Annotated in this window: 21 protein-coding genes; all 21 read left to right on the top strand. The window is 33.2% G+C overall.

Annotated elements, in window-relative coordinates; all coding sequences use genetic code 11:
* The first annotated feature begins 17 nt into the window (after nt 1-17).
* Nucleotides 18-686 carry a propanediol/glycerol family dehydratase medium subunit gene (locus ABDZ69_RS05740; RefSeq protein ID WP_343767596.1) on the top strand — a complete coding sequence of 223 codons (669 nt, stop codon included), beginning with the start codon at nt 18-20 and terminating at the stop codon, nt 684-686.
* Between the two features lie 14 nt (nt 687-700).
* Nucleotides 701-1,219, top strand: a complete 519-nt coding sequence (locus ABDZ69_RS05745) for a diol dehydratase small subunit (RefSeq protein ID WP_343767598.1) — start codon at nt 701-703, stop codon at nt 1,217-1,219.
* A gap of 4 nt (nt 1,220-1,223) precedes the next feature.
* The gene (locus ABDZ69_RS05750; RefSeq protein ID WP_343767600.1) at nt 1,224-3,056 is read left to right on the top strand and encodes a diol dehydratase reactivase subunit alpha; all 1,833 of its coding nucleotides are present in this window, start codon (nt 1,224-1,226) and stop codon (nt 3,054-3,056) included.
* The gene (locus ABDZ69_RS05755; protein ID WP_343767602.1) at nt 3,049-3,408 is read left to right on the top strand and encodes a glycerol dehydratase reactivase beta/small subunit family protein; all 360 of its coding nucleotides are present in this window, start codon (nt 3,049-3,051) and stop codon (nt 3,406-3,408) included. The genes ABDZ69_RS05750 and ABDZ69_RS05755 overlap by 8 nt, the downstream gene beginning before the upstream one ends.
* A 30-nt stretch (nt 3,409-3,438) precedes the next feature.
* Entirely contained in the window at nt 3,439-3,948 is a 510-nt protein-coding gene (locus ABDZ69_RS05760) for a BMC domain-containing protein (RefSeq protein WP_343767605.1), read from the top strand.
* Entirely contained in the window at nt 3,941-4,219 is a 279-nt protein-coding gene (pduA, locus tag ABDZ69_RS05765; RefSeq protein WP_343767607.1) for a propanediol utilization microcompartment protein PduA, read from the top strand. The genes ABDZ69_RS05760 and pduA overlap by 8 nt, the downstream gene beginning before the upstream one ends.
* Nucleotides 4,220-4,312: 93 nt before the next feature.
* On the top strand, nt 4,313-4,957 hold the full coding sequence (locus tag ABDZ69_RS05770) for a phosphate propanoyltransferase (protein WP_343767609.1): 645 nt from the start codon (nt 4,313-4,315) through the stop codon (nt 4,955-4,957).
* Between the two features lie 12 nt (nt 4,958-4,969).
* Nucleotides 4,970-5,791 (top strand): ethanolamine utilization protein EutJ, encoded by an 822-nt coding sequence (gene eutJ / locus ABDZ69_RS05775; RefSeq protein ID WP_425544626.1) that lies wholly within the window; start codon nt 4,970-4,972, stop codon nt 5,789-5,791.
* Between the two features lie 11 nt (nt 5,792-5,802).
* The gene (locus ABDZ69_RS05780) at nt 5,803-6,552 is read left to right on the top strand and encodes a flavoprotein (RefSeq protein ID WP_343767612.1); all 750 of its coding nucleotides are present in this window, start codon (nt 5,803-5,805) and stop codon (nt 6,550-6,552) included.
* Nucleotides 6,543-6,812 (top strand): EutN/CcmL family microcompartment protein, encoded by a 270-nt coding sequence (locus ABDZ69_RS05785; protein WP_343767614.1) that lies wholly within the window; start codon nt 6,543-6,545, stop codon nt 6,810-6,812. Before ABDZ69_RS05780 ends, ABDZ69_RS05785 begins: the two co-directional genes overlap by 10 nt.
* A gap of 13 nt (nt 6,813-6,825) precedes the next feature.
* Entirely contained in the window at nt 6,826-7,803 is a 978-nt protein-coding gene (locus ABDZ69_RS05790) for a cob(I)yrinic acid a,c-diamide adenosyltransferase (RefSeq protein ID WP_343767616.1), read from the top strand.
* Between the two features lie 12 nt (nt 7,804-7,815).
* A complete protein-coding gene (locus tag ABDZ69_RS05795) occupies nt 7,816-9,219 on the top strand; it encodes an aldehyde dehydrogenase family protein (protein WP_343767618.1) in 1,404 nt (467 codons plus the stop codon).
* Nucleotides 9,220-9,234: 15 nt separating this feature from the next.
* A complete protein-coding gene (locus tag ABDZ69_RS05800) occupies nt 9,235-10,563 on the top strand; it encodes an SLBB domain-containing protein (RefSeq protein ID WP_343767621.1) in 1,329 nt (442 codons plus the stop codon).
* 29 nt (nt 10,564-10,592) lie between these two features.
* Nucleotides 10,593-11,147, top strand: coding sequence for a BMC domain-containing protein (locus ABDZ69_RS05805; RefSeq protein ID WP_343767624.1), 555 nt, complete (start codon nt 10,593-10,595; stop codon nt 11,145-11,147).
* A gap of 225 nt (nt 11,148-11,372) precedes the next feature.
* Complete coding sequence (locus ABDZ69_RS05810) at nt 11,373-12,074, top strand: YczE/YyaS/YitT family protein (protein ID WP_343767627.1); 702 nt, start codon at nt 11,373-11,375, stop codon at nt 12,072-12,074.
* A 93-nt stretch (nt 12,075-12,167) separates the two neighbouring features.
* Complete coding sequence (locus ABDZ69_RS05815) at nt 12,168-12,974, top strand: RDD family protein (RefSeq protein ID WP_343767630.1); 807 nt, start codon at nt 12,168-12,170, stop codon at nt 12,972-12,974.
* A 90-nt stretch (nt 12,975-13,064) separates the two neighbouring features.
* Nucleotides 13,065-13,706 (top strand): polyprenyl diphosphate synthase, encoded by a 642-nt coding sequence (gene uppS / locus ABDZ69_RS05820; protein WP_343767633.1) that lies wholly within the window; start codon nt 13,065-13,067, stop codon nt 13,704-13,706.
* A 288-nt stretch (nt 13,707-13,994) separates the two neighbouring features.
* Entirely contained in the window at nt 13,995-15,401 is a 1,407-nt protein-coding gene (gene cysS, locus ABDZ69_RS05825; RefSeq protein WP_343767636.1) for a cysteine--tRNA ligase, read from the top strand.
* Nucleotides 15,402-15,759: 358 nt separating this feature from the next.
* Nucleotides 15,760-17,661 carry an endonuclease MutS2 gene (locus ABDZ69_RS05830; RefSeq protein WP_343767638.1) on the top strand — a complete coding sequence of 634 codons (1,902 nt, stop codon included), beginning with the start codon at nt 15,760-15,762 and terminating at the stop codon, nt 17,659-17,661.
* Nucleotides 17,662-17,800: 139 nt separating this feature from the next.
* Nucleotides 17,801-18,715 (top strand): DMT family transporter, encoded by a 915-nt coding sequence (locus ABDZ69_RS05835; protein WP_343767640.1) that lies wholly within the window; start codon nt 17,801-17,803, stop codon nt 18,713-18,715.
* Between the two features lie 56 nt (nt 18,716-18,771).
* Nucleotides 18,772-22,005, top strand: a complete 3,234-nt coding sequence (locus tag ABDZ69_RS05840) for an SNF2 helicase associated domain-containing protein (protein WP_486187721.1) — start codon at nt 18,772-18,774, stop codon at nt 22,003-22,005.
* Nucleotides 22,006-22,058: the final 53 nt, after the last annotated feature.

Genomic DNA, 22,058 nt, shown 5'->3' on the forward strand with positions numbered 1-22,058 from the left:
AGAAAGGAGATAAAATTATGGATATGAGCGAAAAAGCAATTCGTGAGATAGTGGAAGAAGTATTGAGGAATTTCAATCTTGAAAATAGTCAAGTTCAAATAGATAAAAATGAAGTCATCAAGAAGGCTGCAAGTAACGGGAAAATGAAGTTAGCTGAAAAATGTGATGCTGCCTTAGGTACTAGAAAAGACGAAGTAGTTATTGGTATAGCTCCAGCTTTTTCTGTACATCAGCATAAAACAATAATTGACTTACCTCATCACAAGGTATTAAGAGAAATAATTGCAGGTATAGAAGAAGAGGGATTAAAGTGCAGAGTTATTAGAGTATATAGAACATCTGACGTATCAATCATAGCTCACGAAGCTGCGAAACTTAGTGGTTCTGGTATAGGTATTGGGATACAATCAAAAGGCACTATCCTAATACATCAAAAGGATTTATTCCAACTAAGTAATCTAGAATTATTTCCACAAGCACCAGTATTGGATTTAAATGTGTACAGACTTATAGGAAAAAATGCAGCTAAATATGCAAAGGGTGAGTCGCCAAAGCCTGTAGAAACAAGAAATGATCAAATGGCTAGACCAAAGTTTCAAGCACTAGCAGCACTTTTACATATAAAAGAGACTGAGAGTGTAGATGAAAATAAAAAAAGTCAGGAAGTAGAAGTTAGTTTTAACTAATGGGGGTGGATTTAATGGACGAAAAAATGTTGATAGAAAAAGTAATTAGGGAAGTTATGGCGTCAATGGCAGGTAATGCTACTGAGGTTTCTCAAAATAATTGTTGTGAAAAAGCAACGTGCAAGGTTTCACTTCAGGATTATCCATTAGCATCAAAGAAACCTGAACTTGTTAAGACACCTACTAATAAGAGCCTAAATGATATAACTCTTAAAGGGGTACTTAATGGAGAAATTACTGCAAAGGATATAAAAATATCACCTGAAACTCTTGAGATGCAAGCTCAAATTGCTGAAGCGGCTGGAAGAGACGCCTTCGCAAGAAATCTTAGAAGAGCTGCAGAGCTTATAGCGGTGCCAGATGAGAGAATACTTGAAATTTATAATTCTTTAAGACCTTATCGCTCAACAAAACAAGAGCTTTTAGATATAGCCGAAGAGTTAGATAAAAAGTATAATGCAAAAATAAATAGTGCCTTTGTAACAGAGGCTGCAGAGGTTTACGAACAGAGAAACAGATTAAAGAGAGGATAAAAGCATGAAATTAGTGGCTGGTGTTGATATTGGAAATGCTACTACAGAGACTTCTATTGCAAAATTTTATAATGATAAAAAAATTGAGTTTATCTCTAGTGGCATAGTTAAAACCACTGGCATGAAAGGTACTAGACAAAACATTCATGGTATATTTTCCTCTGTAAAACAGGCATTAGATAAGGTTGGATTATCAATTGAAGATTTGAATTTAATTAGGATAAATGAAGCTGCACCTGTAATTGGTGATGTAGCTATGGAAACTATAACTGAAACTATAATAACGGAATCCACAATGATTGGTCATAACCCTTCCACTCCTGGTGGGCTAGGCCTTGGAGTTGGAACCACTATAAATATTAATAATTTACATGAAATAAGTAATAAGGACCCACTGATAGTTATTATTCCCTCTACAGTTGATTTTATGGAAGCATCAGAAAAGATAAATAGGGAATTTAATAATGGACGGAATATTGTGGGGGCAATAGTTCAACGTGATGATGGGGTGCTTATAAATAATAGAATTTTTAAAAAAATACCTATAGTGGATGAGGTAACTTTAAGCGAGAAAGTACCTTTAGGTATGAGGGCAGCTGTTGAGGTGGCTCCAGTAGGTGGTGTGGTAGAGGTGCTATCAAATCCTTTTGGAATAGCAACTGCCTTTGAACTTACACCAGAGGAAACAAAAATGATAGTTCCAATAGCTAGAGCCCTTATAGGAAATAGATCTGCTGTAGTGATAAAGACACCTAAGGGGGATGTTCAAGAAAGAATTATACCAGCGGGGAAAATTAATGTAACTGGGGAAAAGAGAAGGAAATCCATAGACGTTGATGAGGGTGCAGAAGAGATAATGAAAACATTAGAATTCTGCTCCCCTATTAAGGATATTAGTGGAGAGCCTGGCACCAACGCAGGGGGAATGCTTGAGAGAGTAAGGCAGGTAATGGCAAACCTTACTGGTCAAAATCCAGGTGCTATTAAGATACAAGATATTCTCGCTGTGGATACCTTTGTTCCACAAAAGGTTAAGGGCGGTTTAGCTAATGAATTTTCTATGGAAAATGCTGTAGGAATAGCTACTATGGTAAAGGCAGATAAGCTTCAAATGCAGGCCATAGCAAATGAACTAGAAAAACAGCTAGGAGTTTTAGTTGAAGTAGGTGGAGTGGAGGCCGATATGGCAATTAGGGGTGCCTTAACCACTCCAGGAACCAATGTACCCCTTGCAATAATTGACATGGGGGCTGGATCTACAGATGCATCCTTCATGTCAAAAGAAAAAAGAAATAAGTCCATTCATTTGGCCGGTGCTGGGAATATGGTTACTCTGATGATAAATACGGAACTCGGTCTTGATGACATTGATTTAGCAGAGGACATTAAAAAATATCCTTTAGCTAAAGTAGAAAGTCTTTTCCATGTAAGGCATGAAGATGGTACAGTGCAGTTTTTCGAAAATCCACTAGATCCTAAGGTATTTGGCAAAATAGTAATACTGAAAGAGGGGAATATGGTTCCCATTCCAGGGGATAATACCTTAGAAAGAATAAAGACTGTTAGAAGGTTTGCTAAGGAGAAGATATTTGTTACAAATGCATTAAGGGCATTAACCACAGTATCTGCCACAGGGAATATTAGAGATATTGAATATGTAGTCTTAGTAGGAGGCTCTGCTCTTGACTTTGAAATTCCTCAACTTATAACAGATGCCTTATCAAAGTATGGTGTTGTAGCAGGTAGAGCAAATATTCGAGGTACAGAGGGGCCAAGAAATGCTGTGGCATCAGGCCTTATACTATCTTATAGGAAAGAGGATGATAAAAATGAATGATCCTAAACCTTCAATAAAGATATACATTTATTCAAATAGATCTCTTTCCAACGGATTAAACAATATACTTTGGGGAATTGAAGAAGAAGGATTACTATATGAAATAAATATATTTCACATGGAGTCAGCTATAAATCTTGCCTATAAAGCAGCCTTAGACTCTAGGTTAGATGTAGGTATTGGAGTTGGAGAGGATGGAGAAGTTGTGCTTCACTATGCCAAGCTTAATGAAGAATCCCCTCTATTTATCTGCAATTTACAAAGGGGAAATGTTGTCCTTAGGACAATTGGGGCAAATGCAGCTAGATTGGTAAAAGGCATTCCTTTCAAGTTAGTGGGAGATATAGGATGAGACTTAAGCTTTTAGTAGGAGGTGAACTATTTGTCAAGACTTGCGCTAGGATTGATCGAAACAGTAGGTTTAGCAGCTGCCGTTGAAGCTGCAGACACGGCAGTGAAGTCGGCCAATGTAAAGCTTATAGGGTATGAACTTACAAAAGGTGGAGGCCTTGTCACTATAAAACTTGAAGGAGATGTAGGGGCTATAAATGCGGCAGTACAAGCTGCATCTATGGCAGCATCCAAAGTTAGTAGTGTTTATAGTAGGTTGGTTATTCCTAGGCCTCATGATGAATTATCAGCCATTGTAGTGTCAAAGGAAACTATAGGAATTGAAAAAAAATGTGTTAAAGCAGAAGATATTAAAGCTGAAGAAATTAAAATTGATAATATCAAAGTTGATGACATCAAAATCGAGGATGATAAAACTATAAAAGCATCTTGCAATTTATGCAATGATCCTCAGTGTACAAGAAAAAAAGGTGAGCCAAGAAATAGTTGTATTCATTATAGTGAAAAGAAAAGTTTAGAAGGAGGTCAAATCGATGGGTGAGGCATTAGGAATGATAGAAACAAAAGGTATGGTGGGAGCCATTGAAGCAGCAGATGCTATGGTAAAATCAGCAAATGTAAGCATCGTAGGATATGAAAAGATAGGCTCTGGTCTTATAACTGTAATGGTAAGAGGAGACGTAGGAGCTGTAAAAGCGGCTACTGATGCAGGAGCTGCAGCTGCTCAAAAGGTTGGAGAAGTTATATCTGTTCATGTAATTCCAAGACCCCATGTAGACACAGAAAAAATACTTCCAAAAGCTAATGCTTAATACGTAAAGTATACAACTAGTATTAATAAAGAAATTATATTAATACTAGTTGTATTTTAAAATTTAACTAATAGTGTATGGAGGTTTATTTTAATGGGGAACATAGACGAAGTTTTAATGGTGAAGATTGTAACGGAAGTTATGAACAGGCTTAATGAGCAGGATAATAATGAAATAAAAATAGGTGTCTCAAATCGCCATATACATCTCTCAAAGGAAGATTTAGAAATATTGTTTGGTATAGGATATGAACTAAAAAAAAGTAAGGCTTTGAATCAGCCAGGAGAATTTGCGGCAGAAGAGGCTGTTACCATAACCGGTCCTAAAGGGAGCATAAAGAATGTAAGAATACTTGGGCCTTTAAGGAAAGACACTCAGGTGGAGATATCCTTAACGGATAGCTATATATTAGGTATAAAAACCCCTATAAGAGAATCCGGCAAGATAGAAGGAACTCCTGGAATAATAATAACTGGGCCTAAAGGTTCATTAAAAAAAGATAAGGGCCTTATTGTGGCACTAAGGCATTTACACATGGGATGTGATTATGCCAAAAACCATGGAATTAAAGACGGAGATATGTTAAGTGTAAAGGTTAAGGGAATAAGAAGTTTAATATTTGATAATGTATTGGCCAGGGTGTCAGATAGATATAGCTTAGAAATGCATATTGATACTGATGAAGCTAACTCAAGTGGACTAAAGTCTGGAGATAGTGTCCAGCTTATGAAACCCTAAAGGAGAATTTATATGGATATGCTAAAGGTTAATAATTATATAAAGTCTTTTAAACATCTTATTCAAGAAAATGCTGTTAATAGCTTCACTGGAGAATTAAAAGTTGGAGTAGATTTAGGCACAGCCAATATTGTAATTTCAGTTTTGGACAAGGAGAATAACCCAATTGCTGCTGCATCAACTGGAGCATCGGTAGTTAGAGATGGACTAGTTTTAGATTATGTGGGGGCAGTGGAAATTGTAAAAAAGCTTAAAGAAGATATTGAAGAGAGATTAGGAAAGAAGCTAACTTATACAGCGGCTGCAGTGCCACCAGGTACAATTGGAGGAAATAGGAGGATCATAGCTAATATTTGTGAATCTGCCTACATGGAAGTTGTAAACATAATTGACGAACCTTCCGCCGCCGCATCTGTGCTACATATTGATGAAGGGGCAGTAGTTGATGTTGGAGGGGGTACTACAGGTATAAGTATATTGAAAGATGGAAAGGTGATATATACCGCTGATGAGCCCACGGGAGGAACTCACATGAGCTTAGTTTTGGCGGGATATTATAAAATTTCTTTTGAAGAGGCAGAAAAGTTGAAAAGAGATAATAAAAGAGAGCAAGAAGTATTTCCTATAATAAAGCCTGTGGTAGAAAGAATGGCATCTATTGTGAAAAATCATATCTCAGGTTACGAAGTAAATAAAATTTACTTAGTGGGAGGAGCTTGTAGTTTTAATGATTTTGAAAAGACCTTTGAAAGGGAATTAGGAATAGCCACATTAAAGCCTGTAGATCCTTTGCTTGTAACCCCTTTAGGAATAGCAATGAATTGCTGTAAGTGAGGTGTAGTGAATTGGAATATGATGAGCTCATTGATATTTTAGCAAATGAAGTTTTAAAGAGGCTTGGCCAATCTAAAAGAGATGTTTTGATTTTATTAAGCGAAGGCAAAGTAGATGTAGACGGTATAGTTAATGAGGTAAAAAAAATTAAAGAGGACGGCCACAATGTAAAGATACTCCTGCCAAAGAATGACGGAGGAGTCTGGAGTAATAAGCTTTTAAAGGCTGGTTTTAAAGAAGAAGAAATTTATACAGAAAATGAAGTAGTGGATGAGGATGTACTTCTGAGAAATGTTGAAATGGTCCTAATTCCAGTTTTTACAATGAATACATTGGCAAAGGTAGCCTTAGGAATATCAGATAGTGTTCTTACACTAACTATATCAAAAGCAATAATGACAGGGATTCCTATGGTAGCAGCTAGAGATAGTTGTGATATTGAAATGTTAAAAAGTATAAACATAAGCTATGCTAATATTCCCAGTGCGTATGAAAAGAAAATTAAAGATTATTTCACTCAGGTTCGGGAATATGGGATTAAATTTGTTAATTTAAATTTCCTCCACAAAACTATATGCAATAAATCAGACCATGAAATTGAACCTGATCAGGTTATAGATAAAAAACTAATAACAGAAGAAGATATTCGCCTTGCAGATAAAAGAAGTTCTAAAAAAGTTCGCATAAATAGTAGCTCAATTGTCACAGCACTTGCAAGGGATACTGCAAGAGAGTTAGGAGTTGAGATTGAATGTATATAGCTAAGGTTATAGGTAATGTTGTAACTACGCAAAAAAATGAAAATCTTATGGGTAAAAAACTATTAATTGTACAACCTTTGGACATAAAATATTTGCCTCAAGGGGAGTGTGAAGTAGCTGTAGATTCTGTTGGAGCTGGAGAAGGGGAAATAGTACTGGTGGTATCAGGAAGTTCAGCAAAGGGTGTTTTTGACAGTCCAAACTCTCCAATAGATAGGGCAATAGTGGCAATAGTAGATAGCATAGGAACTAGTTTGTAAAGGAAGTGAGGTTATGGGTAATATTTATACCCAAAAAGGTGATAGAGGCGAAACGGGACTCTTTGGAGGAAGTAAGATATGGAAGGACGACCTTAGAGTCCAGTGCTATGGAAGTATAGATGAAACCAATTCAAATATAGGGCTCGCTTATTCGTTAATAAAAGATCATGATATGCGCAGCATTCTCAACCATATACAAAAAAAACTTTTTATCCTAGGAGCAGAGCTTGCTAGTGATGACAAAGGACTTGCCTTGCTATCAGACAGAATAATGGAGAAGGATGTAGCTTATCTAGAGGAAGTAATAGATAAGTATCAAAGGGAATTAGGTGAACAAAAGGGGTTTATAGTACCAGGTAGCACCACAGCTTCCGCTATGCTTCATGTCGCAAGAACCGTGGCTCGCCGAACAGAAAGAAATCTTGTGAATTTAAATAAAAAGGAAAAGGTAACTGATTCTATAATGAAGTTCATGAATAGACTTTCAGATGCTCTATTTATAATAGCTAGAGCTGAAGAAGAAAATAGTTTAGTAAGAGAGGTAAAAAATAGGGTGCTTGAAAAGTTACAGGAAGGTAGTAGAAATAGTATAATCACTTTAGAGATTGCAAAAGAAATGGCTAAAATGGCAGAAAAAAGAGCCAATGAGCTTAGATTACCCGTAGTGGTTTCCGTAGTTGACATGGGAGGTAACTTAATGCTTATGCACAGAATGGATAATTCACTTCTTGGGAGTATAGATATTTCTATAAATAAGGCATACACAGCGGTAGCTCTTAAAACCTCCACAGATAAATTAGCTTCATTAGCTTCATCTGGGGGAAGTTTACATGGAATTCAAAACACTAATGATAACAGAATAGTAACCTTTGGTGGAGGATATCCCATAGAGTGTAACGGGGAAGTTGTTGGAGGAATAGGCATAAGCGGTGGAACAGTAGAGCAGGATATGGATATTGCTCTTTATTCGTTACAGGGATTCTACAAATAGAGGAGGTATCAAATGGGGATGAATAAAAATAATATAGAAAAGATAGTTCAATTAGTAATTGCTGAGTTAAAAAACAAATCAGAAACTGAAGTGGAAAATAAAATGGAACTTGGCATTTTTGAGGAAGTTGATGATGCCATTGAAGCAGCGGTAATAGCTCAAAAGGAACTTGTAAAATTAAGTTTGGAAAATAGGGAAAAATTATTGAAAGCCATGAGAGAGGAAATAACTAAGAATATTGAGATGTTATCAAGAATGGCTTTTGAAGAAACAGGTATGGGTAGATATGAGGATAAAATCAAAAAAAATACTTTAGTCGTAGAAAAAACACCGGGTACTGAGGATTTAAAGTCTGAAGCTTACTCTGGAGACAATGGATTAACTCTAATAGAGCTTTCACCTTTTGGAGTAATTGGAGCCATAACTCCATCCACCAACCCAACAGAAACAACTATATGTAATGCTATAGGAATGGTAGCAGCAGGTAATTCCGTAGTATTTGCCCCACATCCAAGTGCAAAAAACGTAACAATAAAAACCATAGAAATATTAAACACTGCAATTATCAATGCAGGAGGGCCTAAAAATCTTCTTACCACTATTAAAAAGCCAACCATAGAAAGCGTCAATAAAATGATGACTCATCCAAAGATAAACTTAATCTCTGCCACAGGAGGACCAGGGGTTGTAAAGGCTGCCCTTTCCTCAGGAAAAAAAGCAATTGGAGCAGGAGCAGGAAATCCTCCCGTTGTAGTTGATGAAACAGCAGACATAGAAAAAGCTGCTAAAGACATAATCGACGGCTCAAGTTTTGATAATAATCTGCCTTGTATTGCTGAAAAGGAAGTAATAGTGGTTGATAGCGTAGCGGATTACCTAATATTTAATATGAAAAAGCACGGAGTTTATGAAATAAAAGATAATGAGCTAATTAAAAAATTAGAAAAGCTCCTTTTAATAGATGGAAAAACTCCTAATAAAGATTATGTAGGAAAAAATGCCGACTATATATTGAGTAAGATTGGTGTAGAGGTTGATAGTTCTATAAGGGCAATCATTGCCGAGGTAGAAGAAGATCATCCTTTTGTTTTAGAAGAACTTATGATGCCTATACTTCCTATCGTAAGGGTTAAAAATATAGATGAAGGGATTGAACTTGCGGTTAAAGTGGAAAATGGCAATAGGCATACGGCTATAATGCATTCAAAGAACGTGGACAATCTAACGAGATGTGCAAAAGCATTACAGACAACAATATTTGTAAAAAATGCTCCTTCCTTTGCAGGTATTGGTTTTGGAGGAGAAGGTTATACCACATTTACTATTGCAGGTCCTACTGGAGAGGGGTTAACATCAGCAAGATCATTTACTAGAAAAAGAAGATGTGTCCTCGCCGAAGGACTTTCAATTAGATAGGATTGAGGATGTTTTATGGAGAATAATTTAATACAATGGATCGAAAATGCAGGAATAGTAGGAGCTGGTGGAGCTGGCTTCCCGACCCACGTTAAATTAAATGCAAGGGCTGAGTATGTAATAGTAAATGGGGCTGAATGTGAGCCATTACTTAGGGTAGATCAGCAATTAATGGATGTTTATTCTAGTGAAATAGTCATGGCTTTATCTGAGGTGGTAAAGGCTGTTGGGGCACGTCAGGGGATAATTGCCTTAAAGAAAAAGTATAAAAATGCAGTAAATAAACTTTTAAATGCAGTAAAAAGTAATAGTGAACTAGATATATTTCTTTTAGAGGATTTTTATCCAGCAGGGGATGAACAAGTAACTGTATATGAGGTTTTAAAAAGAATAGTACCAGAAGGAGGAATACCCCTTAATGTAGAAACGGTAGTGATAAATCCAGAAACCCTCCTCAATGTGTACAATGCATTAAAGAATGAACCTGTTACTGAAAAGTTCCTTACAGTGACTGGAGCGGTGAGAAATCCAATAACAGTTAAGGTGCCTATTGGTACAGCTATAAGTGAAATTATTGAAATTGCAGGAGGAGCAACCTGTGACGAGTATGCTGTAATTGAGGGCGGACCTATGATGGGAGGAATAATTAACCCAGAGCAGGCAGTGGTTAGGAAGAATACAAAAGGAATTATAGTAATTCCCAAAAATCATTCCTTGGTTATGGCTAAGAAAAAAGCCATAGAAACAATGATAAGGGAATCGAGAATTTCCTGTTGCCATTGCTCTTTATGTACAGATATATGTCCTAGAAATTTATTAGGACATAAGCTTCATCCAGATAAGTTAATGAGAATAGCGGGATACAACAGCACATGCGATGCAAATTCAAAGGTAACGGAAGCTTTTTTATGCTGCGAGTGTGGTCTTTGTGAGCAGGTTTGTGTTATGGAGCTTCAACCCTGGAAACTTAATAAGTTTTTAAAGAGAAGGTTAAGTGATAATGGAGTTAAAAATCCAAATAGTAGGAAACCTGAAAAAGTATCACAATTTAGAGAGTATAGAAAGTTTCCTGTTAAAAAGCTCATAGGAAGGCTTGGACTTGAGAAATACAACGTAGATGCTCCTTTAGTGGAAGTTAAAAAGGATATATCAAACAGGGTTAAAATAGAACTTCGTCAGCACATTGGTGTATGTGCCGAACCAGTAGTGAGCTTAGGAGATGTCATTATAAAGGGACAGCTTATAGGTGATATTCCTGAGGGCAAGATGGGAGCTAAAATACATGCTAGTATAGACGGTATAGTCACATGGGTTAGTGAAAATTCAATAGTTATAGAGAGATAATCAAGTAACGCATGAAAGAAGGGATATATTTGAAGAAATCCATTGGATTAGTTGAACTAAGAAGTATAGCTAAGGGCATAGAAGCGACGGATGAAATGCTAAAAGCGGCAAATGTGGAAATAGTATTATCTACAGCAATATGCCCAGGAAAATATATAACTATTATAAAGGGTGAAGTGGGTGCTGTAAAAAGTTCCATAGCCGTTGGAAAAGAAGTAGGGGATACCTTCCTTTTAGAGAGCTTCATAATACCTAATGTGAGCGAAGATATTTTCCCCGCATTAAGTGGAACAACAGCTATTGAACATATAGCCTCTTTAGGGGTGGTTGAGACAATGTCAGCAACGGCATCCATCATAGCAGGAGATATTCTTGTAAAATCTGCAAATGTAAAGTTAATAGAAATAAGACTTGCAAGAGGCCTTGGAGGCAAGGGATTTGTTTTAATAACAGGAGATGTATCCTCTATTAAAACCGCTATTAAATCCTGTGAAGAGGGATTAAAAGAAACTGGAAGTATAGTAAGTACTGTAGTTATACCATCACCATCAAAGGAGCTTGTTTCATCTATATTTCAAATTTGATAAGAATAAGAAATTATATGATAAGAGATATATCAGAAAGAAGGTAGACATAGAATTCTCGAATATATACTTTTAAGATTTAAATATTTTTGCTTAAATAATAGAAATACCTTAAAGGTAGATGATGAATCTCCCTTTAAGGTTTATTTTTTTAAATTAACTATTACAGTGGAATTTATATTATAATATAGTATAATAATGTATTTAAAAATAGGAGATATTTATATGAAAAAAATAATTTCAACGTTCACTAGATTATTCATAGGGCTTTTTTTATTTGCAGTAGGGATAGTTATGACAATTAATGCAAATTTAGGTCTAGCACCATGGGATGTCTTTCATCAAGGGATTACTAATGTGATTAATATTACTATAGGAAGAGCAAATATTATTGTAGGATTTATTTTACTAATATTAAATAGCTTTCTAGGAGAAAAAATAGGCTGGGGAACCATATGTAATATGATTTTCATAGGAAGCTTTATGGATTTACTAATGTTAAACCACTTAATACCCACATTTAACAGTGTATTTCCTAGTGTTATTATGATGCTAATGGGCATGTTTGTAATAGGGGTGGCAAGTTTTTACTATATCAGCGCTGGGCTGGGATCAGGTCCAAGGGATGGTTTAATGGTTGCCCTTACTAAAAAGACTGGAAAATCTGTTAGATTTATAAGAAATTCCATTGAATTAACCGCATTATTTATAGGATACTTCTTAGGAGGACACGTGGGAGTGGGCACGGTAATTATGTCCCTTGGTATAGGTTACTTTATGCAGTTTTCATTTAAAATATTTAAATTTGATGTAGCAGCAGTTGAACATAGATTTATAGATGAGGATATAAAGTTTTTAAAAGACAAGTTAATAAGAAGAAAAGCATGTAAAGATACTTCTGAAGATATAAATGAAATAAATATATAAAAAATTAGATATAGAATCCCAAATATATTTAACATATTGAAAAAACTTACGAATAATTATCATATATGATTACTTATTACTAGGAGGATAACTATGATAATTTATGGTTGGGGACGTAAAACAGTTAAAAACTATGGAGAAAAGGGGACGTACCGTTGTAACAACTGCAATAATACATCGAATTGGAGGCTAGTTAGAGTTTCAACATGGTTTACATTATTCTTTATACCTATAATTCCTTATAGCAGGAAGTTTGCATTGACATGTCCTGTTTGTGGTTCCTACATTGAGGTGCCAAAAGAAGAATTTAAAAGTTTATTGAATGAAGAGGGTATTAGTGTGGAAAGATATTCTAGAGATGATTCAGGAATACCCAAAACAGAAGTTCAAGTTAATTTTCTTAAACAAATGGAAGAGTATAAATCAGAAGAAAATAACAGTTCTGTACAAAGTATTAGTTATGATACTATAAGCTCAGAGTATAGTTCTACGTCAGATAAAAAGAACTCTACTATAACAGCATCTACTGGAGCAAGGATATTTGCAGGAATCATAGATTATTTACTAATTTTTCTCCCTTGGTTCATCATACCAGATGATGATGTTTTAATCACAATAGCTTTTTTATTTAATATTGTTATTTTAGTTATACAATCAACTTTAGTATGCATTTTAGGTCAAAGCATAGGTAAAAAACTTTTAAAAATTAAAGTTGTAAAAGTAAATTCAGATACTAAGGCAGGGTTTGTTACAAACTTTCTAATGAGAGGTTTAGTAAATCATCTTCTTTGGATCACAATAATATATCCAGTAGTAGATTTTATATTTTTAATAAGAAAAGATAAAAGGTGTATTCATGATTTTATCGCAGGAACAAAAGTTGTAAAAGAAATTCAATAAATAATAAGACAAATGAATATATAAATACTTTTATTAATGCTATAATGTATACTATGTATTTCTATAATTGTGAAAATAGAGGTGGATGACATGAAAATACCAAAGCATATAGGAATAATTCCAGATGGAAACAGAAGATGGGCTGAAGGGAAAGGATTATCTAAAGATAAGGGATACGAACAGGGGGTTGATCCAGGGCTTGAAGTTTTTAAACTATGTGAAAAAGCAGGAGTTGAAGAGGTAACCTATTACGGATTTACAGTAGACAATACTAAAAGACCCATGGAACAAAGGCTTGCATTTACTCAGGCTTGTATAGATGCAGTAAAAACCATTTCAAAAGAAAATGTAGATCTTTTAGTAGTAGGAAACACAAAATCTCCCATGTTTCCTGAAGAACTACTGCCCTATACTAAAAGGCAAACTTGCAATAAGGGAGGAGTAAAGGTTAATATTTTGGTTAACTATAACTGGAAATGGGATTTATATGAACTTAAAGGTTCCAAGTCCTCAAGTAATAATATTAATAATGAAATTCAATCTAGCGAAATATCTAGAATGGATCTAATTATACGCTGGGGAGGAAGAAGAAGATTAAGTGGATTTTTGCCAGTTCAATCCGTATATTCAGATTTTTATGTAGTAGACGAACTTTGGCCAGATTTTAGGTCCGAGCATTTTTATGATGCGCTAAATTGGTATGAAGAACAAGATGTTACTCTTGGAGGTTAAATTTGTTGTCAATATTATACTATGTGTAGTATAATAAAATAAAGTAAAGTAAGTTTTGGAGGAAGTTTAAAATGATATTTTGTTGCTGTTGTTGTTTTAATAGTTCAATATATAAAAATAAATAGCAACACACCTGCGTCCAATTTTAAATAACCTTATATGATATAAGTTTATAGTTATTAAAAATGTTTGAACATATATAACTGCAGGTTACTCCTGTGGTTTTTCTATTTCAGAGAAACTACAGGTAGGCTGCAGTTTTTTATTTAAAAAATAAGGAGTGATAAAATGAATTTCAAGGTGTACAATACGTTAACAAGAAAAAAGGAAGAGTTAATACCAGTAGAAGAAGGAAAAGTGGGACTTTATACCTGTGGACCCACGGTTTATAATTATGCTCATATTGGAAATCTAAGAACTTATGTATTTGAAGATATATTAAAAAAATCTTTGAACTACTTAGGATACGATGTAAATCACGTTATGAACATTACAGATGTAGGTCATCTTCAATCTGATGGAGATGAGGGAGAAGACAAAATGGCTCTAGGAGCCAGTAGAGAAAAGAAAACAGTTTGGGAAATTGCAAAGTTTTATGAAGAGGCATTTTTAAGGGACTGTGAAAAATTAAATATAGAGCGTCCATCAATAATTTGTAGAGCAACTGAGCATATTCAGGATATGATAGATTTTATTAAAGATTTAGAAGAAAAGGGATATACCTATATAGCTAACGGCAATGTGTATTTTTCCATCGACAAATTTGAAGACTACAATAAACTAGCAGGACTTACTTTAGAAGAATTAGAGGCTGGAAGCAGAATAGAAGTAGATCCTCATAAAAAGAATCCTTTAGACTTTGTATTATGGTTTACTAATTCAAAATTTACAAATCAAATAATGCAATGGGAATCCCCTTGGGGAAAAGGATTTCCAGGGTGGCATATAGAATGCTCAGCTATGTCAGTTAAGTATTTAGGAGATAGAATTGATATACACTGTGGTGGAGTAGACCACATTCCTGTACATCACACTAATGAAATTGCTCAATCTGAAGCTTCACTCGGACATAAATGGGTAAATTATTGGATGCATGGTGAGTTTTTAGTATTAAATAAAGGTAAGATGTCTAAATCCAGTGGAGACTTTTTAACTCTTACAAGGCTTGTTGAAGAAGGTTTCGATCCATTAGATTATAGATATTTTTGCTTACAATCTAGATATAGGAAACAACTATTGTTTAGTTTTGAAAGTCTAGAAGAAGCTCAAAAGGCATTAAAGAAGTTAAAGGGTAAAGTAAGCTCTATTATTAAGGATGAATCTATTGAGGGTGAAATTAGAGCAGAAAAAGTAGAAAACTATAAAGAAAAGTTTTCAACTCAAATAGGAGATGATTTGAATCTACCAAATGCTTTTACAGTGCTTGAAGAAGTAATAAAAGATGGTGATTTAAATGGGCGTGAAAAAGCATACCTCATAGAGGATTTTGATAAGGTGTTTTCCTTAGATTTAATGAAAGAAGAAGTAGTAGAAAGCCATATTGATAATTCTTGGATTAAGGAGTTAATAAAAGACAGAAATAAGGCCAGAAGAGAAAAAAACTGGGGAAGAGCAGATGAAATAAGAAATGCTTTGCTCCAAAAAGGTATTGAATTGCTCGATTCAAAGGAAGGAACTACGTGGAAACTTAAATAGTCTTGACAATTATATAAGACTTTAATAAACTATATACGATAGGTTTGAAAAAAGAAGAAGAGGTGCTTTATGAGCGGGGTAGTATCTAAGTAGATAATTTATATTGAATAAATCGCGAAAAAAGGGTATATAAATACCTTTATTTCTCATGGGTTTATTCAAGATTACTATGAAGATACAAAATCCACTTATAATTTACTTTATCTTTAGATAGTTTTAATATAAACGCTATCTTTATTAAGGTATGAATTTTAAGCTGTGGAAGTATCCACGGCTTTTTTATATTACTACAAACCTATCTTTGGAGGGTATCTTCATTGATATTTACAAAATAAAGATTAATGAAGGAGAAATTAAAGTGAATAATAATACGTTTGAAAAACTGCAATATAATGAATTAAAAGAAATAGTTAAATCCTATTGTGTAAGCGGATTAGGTAGAGAATTAATAGATAAGTTAGAACCAAGTATTAATATAAAAACTGTTCAAAGAAGATTAAAGGAAACTAGTGAAGCTAAGACTTTACTTAATATTACTAGTCACATACCTTTAGAAGGACTGTTTAATATAAAAGATAATATAGAAAAAATAGAAAAGGGTGGCATTCTAGAAGGAGAAGAACTTACAATAGTTTCTAATTTTTTAAGAGGATGCAGAAGAATTAAGCAATATATGATGGATAAAGAAGGCTATGCTCCTATGCTAAGCTCTTATAGTAAAAATATTTCTGAACTTAAAAGTGTAGAAGAGGAAATAAATAATTCCATAAAGGGAAATACAGTAGATTCTTCTGCTAGTAAAGAATTAAGAAGGATAAGAAGACTTATAGAAAGTACTGAAGGTAAAATTGAAGAAAAATTAAACAAGTTTTTAACTTCCAGTGGAAATAAAAAATATATACAAGAGTTTTATATAAGCAAGAGAAATGATAGATATGTTATTCCAATAAAAGCTACCTATAAAAATGAAGTAGCAGGAACCATTGTAGATACATCATCAAAAGGATCTACTGTGTTTATAGAACCTAGCTCTATATCAAAGTTAAATATTGAATTAATATGCTTAAAATCTGAGGAAGCTGCAGAAGTATATCAAATATTATCTTACCTGACAGGGTTAGTCTATGAAAGTTTAAGGGACATAAAGATTAATTTAGAGCTTATGGCTGAGTATGACATGGTCTTTGCTAAAGGTAAATACAGTAAAGCTATTGATGGCATGGAACCTAAAATAAACCATTATGGATATACAAAAATTCTAAAAGGAAAGCACCCTTTGTTAACGGGAAATATAGTGCCCTTAGATATAGAAATAGGGGACAGTTATAGAAGTTTAATAATAACAGGGCCTAATGCAGGAGGGAAAACTGTGGTGTTAAAAACGTTAGGATTATTAACGTTGGCACTTCAGTCAGGTTTTCATGTTAGTTGCCAAGAGGGAACAGAAATCTCGATTTTTGAAAAAATATTTGTAGACATTGGAGATAATCAAAGCTTAGAAAATTCTTTAAGTACATTTTCTTCACATGTAAATAATATAGCAAAGATATTAAAAGAATCAAATAAGTCTACTATGTTACTATTTGATGAAATTGGTACTGGAACAGAGCCCAATGAAGGGGCTGGCCTTGCCATATCTATACTAGAGGAGTTTTATCATATGGGATGCATAACCACAGCAAGCACTCATTATGGTGAAATAAAGAAATTTGGAGAAAATCATCCTCATTTTCAAAATGCATGTATGAAGTTTAATCAAGAAACCCTTGAACCATTATATAAATTAATTATAGGCAAGTCTGGAGAAAGCAATGCTTTATGGATTGCTAAAAAAATGGGGATAAAGAATTCTGTGATAAACAGAGCTAAAGAATATATAGACAAAAAAGACTACAATTATAATCTAATAAGTGAAAGCAAAATTAAAGTAGAAAAAGTTTATGAAGAAGAAAATAATGCAGAGAAAGATTACGAGTATAAAATAGGAGATAAGGTAAGACTTTTAGATCATAAGGATTTTGGTATAATATATAAGGAAAAGGATGAGTTTAATAATGTTAAAGTACTATTTGAAAATAAAATAATGGTGGTAAATTCAAAGAGGTTAGAACTAAGCATAAAAGCCCAGGAGTTATATCCTAAAGATTATGATTTAAATAGCTTATTTACAAGCTATAAAGAAAGAAAATTAGAAAAAGATATAGAGAGAGGATCGAAAAAAGCTTTGAAGAAAATTCAAAAGGAAATAAGAAAAAAATAAAATTGAAAGCTCAAATCTTAGCTTAAATGAGATTTGAGCTTTTAAGCTTATTTATTGAAATTAGTTTTTGATTTTACCAACAATTCCTGTAAAATATGATAAAATAGAAGAAATTTGACTTGTTAAAGGGGGACTATTTATGAATCCGGATTTGAGAATAATAATATCAATGGCCATTTTTGGGAGCGTTGGCTTATTTGTAAAAAATATTGATTTACCTTCTATTGAGATGGTGTTTTTAAGAGCACTCATTGCTACTGTTTTCTTATTAATTGTGAAGAATGTAGGTAAAAAGAAGAAAACAAAAGAGGAAGATAAAGGGGAGAATAAAAAAGACGATAAAAAAAATATAGCTTTATTAATAATTTCTGGAGTTGTAATGGTATTTAATTGGCTATTCTTATTTCAAGCTTATAAATACACTACTGTGGCAAACGGTACTTTAAGTTATTATGCTGCACCAATTTTTATAGTACTTCTTTCTCCTATAGTGCTAAAAGAAAAAATTACATTTAAAAAGATAGTTTCAGTGGGGATAGCTATGGGAGGACTAGCTCTTATTGTTTTAAATCAACCCCAAGTTCCTGGTGGAAATTATATTCACAGTAAGGGGATTTTTTATGGAATTTTAGCTGCTACTTTTTATGCAACGGTAATTTTGCTTAATAAGAGTATTGAAGGATTTTCAGGTTATTATAGAACATATATTCAAATGACTATAAGTACATTAACATTACTTCCTATTGTAATTTATAGAGGGAATCTTCATATATTAGATTTTAAAAGTATGGCAAATATTTTAATTTTAGGAGTGATTCATACAGGAGTAGCATATGTTCTGTACTTTTCAAGTATTGAGCATGTAACTGCTCAGAGGGCTTCTCTATTAAGTTATATAGATCCAATTTCAGCGGTAGTTTATGGAACTATATTTTTAGGAGAGCCTTTAAGTATCTACCATGTTATTGGAGGAATAATGATTATCTTTTCTACCTTAGAAAAAAAGACTACGGAAATAGTCCATGATGAAGCTATAGCTAAAGACTGTGTATAGTAAAGAAATATTGGATATAATCATAATTAGCAATATCAAGAGGAGGAATTGTTTTTTTGTTTCATATAGATAAAGAATTTATAAAGAAAATGACTGGAGACCTTATATATGCTAGAGGGGTTAGAGTTTATAAAAATAATTCCATTTTAAACGTAAAAGGGGAAGTAGTTAAAAGATGGGATAATGATATTTTAAAGATTGTTTCTAAAATTCGTTCATATAATGGAGTCGAGGTATATAATACAAATTTGCAAATTATAAGTGAAAGTAATTATTTTACTAGTGATTGCGATTGTTTATATGGTGGAAGAGTTTGCAAGCACGTAGTAGCTCTTTATCTATATTTTGCTGAAAATAAAGAAGATATACTTAAAGGTTATGAACTAAGAAAAAATGAAGAAATATTAAAAAATATGAAAAGTAGTCTTTTAAGAGAAATGCCCAGTGTAAATAAAAAGTACTTAAATACCAGCTATAAGTTAGATTTTTATAGAGGATATGGAGAGTATGTCACCTTTGAAATGAAGATAGGAGAAGGAAAAGAATATGTTGTAAAAAATATGAGAGAATTTATGGAGGCATTAAAGGGACGTAATGAAATTTACTTTGGAAAAGGCTTTACCTTAAATCCTAATATTCATAGCTTTAGAGAAGAAGATGAAGACATAATAAAGCTTTTGATGGATATATATGAAAGCGATAAATTAGTTCAGGAAATAACTCACGATATATATGACAGCGGAAAGATAATGAAGGGTAAAAAAGTATATCTTACAGAAAACAATTTAGGTAAGATATTTAAAATACTCAAAAATAGAAATATAGGTTTAATCATTAATGAAAATGATTTAGGGGAAACACCTATAGTAAAGGAAGATTTTTATATAGACTTTAGTTTAAGAACAGAAAGAGATAAGGTATATATAAAGCAACTATCAGAAATGCCCATACCTTTAATTAAAAATGGTAAGTATTTTTTGTATGAAGGGAAGATATATGAAACTTCTGAAGAATGGATTAATAACTATAAAGTGTTATTTAATGTTTTTTTAGAAGAAAAAACTACAGAGATTACTTTCAGTGATAATTATAGTGAGGAGATAGCTTCCTATGTGCTGCCTATGTTAAAAAAAGTGGGAAGAAAGGTGGAAGTAGAAGAAGCCTTTAAAGAAAGATTCTATGAAGAGCCTTTGAAAATATCTCTATATTTTGATAAAAATGAAGGTGTGATTCTATGTACTGTTATTTTCAAATATGGGGATGTGGAGATAAATCCTTTAGAAGTAGAGGAAAAAGAGAAGGGAAAAATACTAGTTAGAAATATAGAAGAGGAAAATAAAGTTATAAATATTTTAGAAGGTTTTTCTTTTAAAAAGGAAGAGGGGAGTTACAATTTAGAAGGAGAAGAGGAAACCTTAGATTTTATTCTAAAGGGAATGGAGCTCCTTCAAGATTTGGGAGATGTTTACTACTCAGAGGAGTTTAAAAACATGAAAATATATCCTTCCTCCAGTTATAAGTCTACTATAAGATTAAATGATGAAAACCTATTAGAGTTTACATTTGATATTGAAGGGGTAGATAGGGGTGAATTAAAGGATATATTCCAATCCTTAAAAGAAAAGAAAAAATATCATAGATTAAAAAAAGGTGGATTTATTTCTTTGATGGATAATAATCTTGGTGTAATGTTAAGCCTCATGGATAATCTAGATATAAAAGCTTCCCAATTAGAAAAGGATAGAATTTTACTTTCTAAATACCAAACTCTATATTTAGATTCCTCTATTAAAGATAATAAATTAGATTTTGTAGAAAGAAATAAACCCTTTAAAGAATTAGTAAATTCTATGAAGGAGATTGAAGACATAGATATTGAAATACCAAAGGGCTTAAAAGGAATAATGAGACCTTATCAAAAGTTTGGATATAAATGGTTTAAGACCTTAAGTGCCTGTGGCTTTGGTGGTATTCTTGCAGATGAAATGGGACTTGGTAAAACCCTTCAAACCTTAGCTTTTATAAAAGCTGAAGGGGGACCATCTATAGTAATATGTCCTACTTCTTTAGTTTATAATTGGGCAGATGAGGTTGAAAAATTTGTTCCAGAACTAAAGTATGTAGTAGTATCTGGAAGCAAGGAAGAAAGAGAGAAAAACATACAAAGCATTAAAGAAGCGGATTTAGTTATCACCTCTTATGCTCTTATAAGAAGGGACTTTGAGGACTATAAAGATATAAAATTTAAGTATTGTTTTTTAGATGAGGCTCAAAACATAAAAAATCCTCAATCTTTAAATGCTCAAGCTGTTAAAACCATAAAAGCAGACCATCGTTTTGCCTTAACAGGAACTCCTATAGAAAATTCATTAACGGAGTTATGGTCTATATTTGATTTCATTATGCCAGGGTATTTATTTAACCATAGAAAGTTTTCTCAAAAATATGAAATACCTATAGTAAAAAATAAAGAGGAAAATTCATTAATTGAATTAAATAGAAGAATAAAACCTTTCATCTTAAGAAGACTAAAAAAAGATGTGGTAAAGGAGTTACCGCCTAAGATTGAACACAATGTAATAGTAGATATGGAAGAGGAGCAAAAGAAGATTTATGCATCCTTTATAGCAGATGCTCAAAAAGAGTTTGAAGAGGAAGTAAAGGCTAATGGCTTTAATAAGAGTAGAATAAAAATACTATCTTTAATAACAAGGCTAAGGCAGATATGTTGTGACCCTTCTACTTTCATAGAAAACTATACTGGAGGTAATGGTAAGATGGAGACTCTTTTAAATATAGTAGAAAGCTCCATTAATGAAGGTCATAAAATATTAATATTTTCTCAGTTTACCTCTGTTTTAAAGAACATATCAGAAAAGTTTAAAGAAAATGAAATTAATCATCTATATTTAGATGGCAGTACCAAAAGCGAATTTAGGCGAGTTTTAGTAAAAGACTTTAATGAGGGAAAGGTTCCTATCTTTCTAATATCCCTAAAGGCTGGAGGAACAGGCTTAAATCTTACTTCTGCTGATATAGTAATTCATTATGACCCATGGTGGAACCCAGCTGTAGAGGAGCAAGCCTCTGATAGAGCCCATAGAATAGGTCAGAAGAAAACTGTAGAGGTAATAAGACTCATTGCCAAGGGCAGTATAGAAGAAAAAATTTATAAAATACAAGAAAAGAAAAGACAAATAATAGAACAAGTAATGGATGAAAATTCAAGAGAAGAAGTTTTAATATCTGACATGAAGCAGGAAGAGATTGAAGAACTGTTTACTAGTTGATTAGTTTTTAGTTTCTTAGTTAGCGGTTAATGTGAAAATTCCTGTGGAATTTT

Source organism: Clostridium malenominatum, from assembly GCF_039521365.1.
In the GTDB taxonomy this organism is placed as follows: Bacteria; Bacillota; Clostridia; order Clostridiales; family Clostridiaceae; genus Clostridium_AW; species Clostridium_AW malenominatum.

Coding starts and splice junctions, on each gene's coding strand:
- ABDZ69_RS05740 (WP_343767596.1), top strand. CDS start 18: ATGGATATGAGCGAAAAAGCAATTCGTGAGATAGTGGAAGAAGTATTG.
- ABDZ69_RS05745 (WP_343767598.1), top strand. CDS start 701: ATGGACGAAAAAATGTTGATAGAAAAAGTAATTAGGGAAGTTATGGCG.
- ABDZ69_RS05750 (WP_343767600.1), top strand. CDS start 1,224: ATGAAATTAGTGGCTGGTGTTGATATTGGAAATGCTACTACAGAGACT.
- ABDZ69_RS05755 (WP_343767602.1), top strand. CDS start 3,049: ATGAATGATCCTAAACCTTCAATAAAGATATACATTTATTCAAATAGA.
- pduA (WP_343767607.1), top strand. CDS start 3,941: ATGGGTGAGGCATTAGGAATGATAGAAACAAAAGGTATGGTGGGAGCC.
- ABDZ69_RS05770 (WP_343767609.1), top strand. CDS start 4,313: ATGGGGAACATAGACGAAGTTTTAATGGTGAAGATTGTAACGGAAGTT.
- eutJ (WP_425544626.1), top strand. CDS start 4,970: ATGGATATGCTAAAGGTTAATAATTATATAAAGTCTTTTAAACATCTT.
- ABDZ69_RS05785 (WP_343767614.1), top strand. CDS start 6,543: ATGTATATAGCTAAGGTTATAGGTAATGTTGTAACTACGCAAAAAAAT.
- ABDZ69_RS05790 (WP_343767616.1), top strand. CDS start 6,826: ATGGGTAATATTTATACCCAAAAAGGTGATAGAGGCGAAACGGGACTC.
- ABDZ69_RS05795 (WP_343767618.1), top strand. CDS start 7,816: ATGGGGATGAATAAAAATAATATAGAAAAGATAGTTCAATTAGTAATT.
- ABDZ69_RS05800 (WP_343767621.1), top strand. CDS start 9,235: ATGGAGAATAATTTAATACAATGGATCGAAAATGCAGGAATAGTAGGA.
- ABDZ69_RS05810 (WP_343767627.1), top strand. CDS start 11,373: ATGAAAAAAATAATTTCAACGTTCACTAGATTATTCATAGGGCTTTTT.
- ABDZ69_RS05815 (WP_343767630.1), top strand. CDS start 12,168: ATGATAATTTATGGTTGGGGACGTAAAACAGTTAAAAACTATGGAGAA.
- uppS (WP_343767633.1), top strand. CDS start 13,065: ATGAAAATACCAAAGCATATAGGAATAATTCCAGATGGAAACAGAAGA.
- cysS (WP_343767636.1), top strand. CDS start 13,995: ATGAATTTCAAGGTGTACAATACGTTAACAAGAAAAAAGGAAGAGTTA.
- ABDZ69_RS05835 (WP_343767640.1), top strand. CDS start 17,801: ATGAATCCGGATTTGAGAATAATAATATCAATGGCCATTTTTGGGAGC.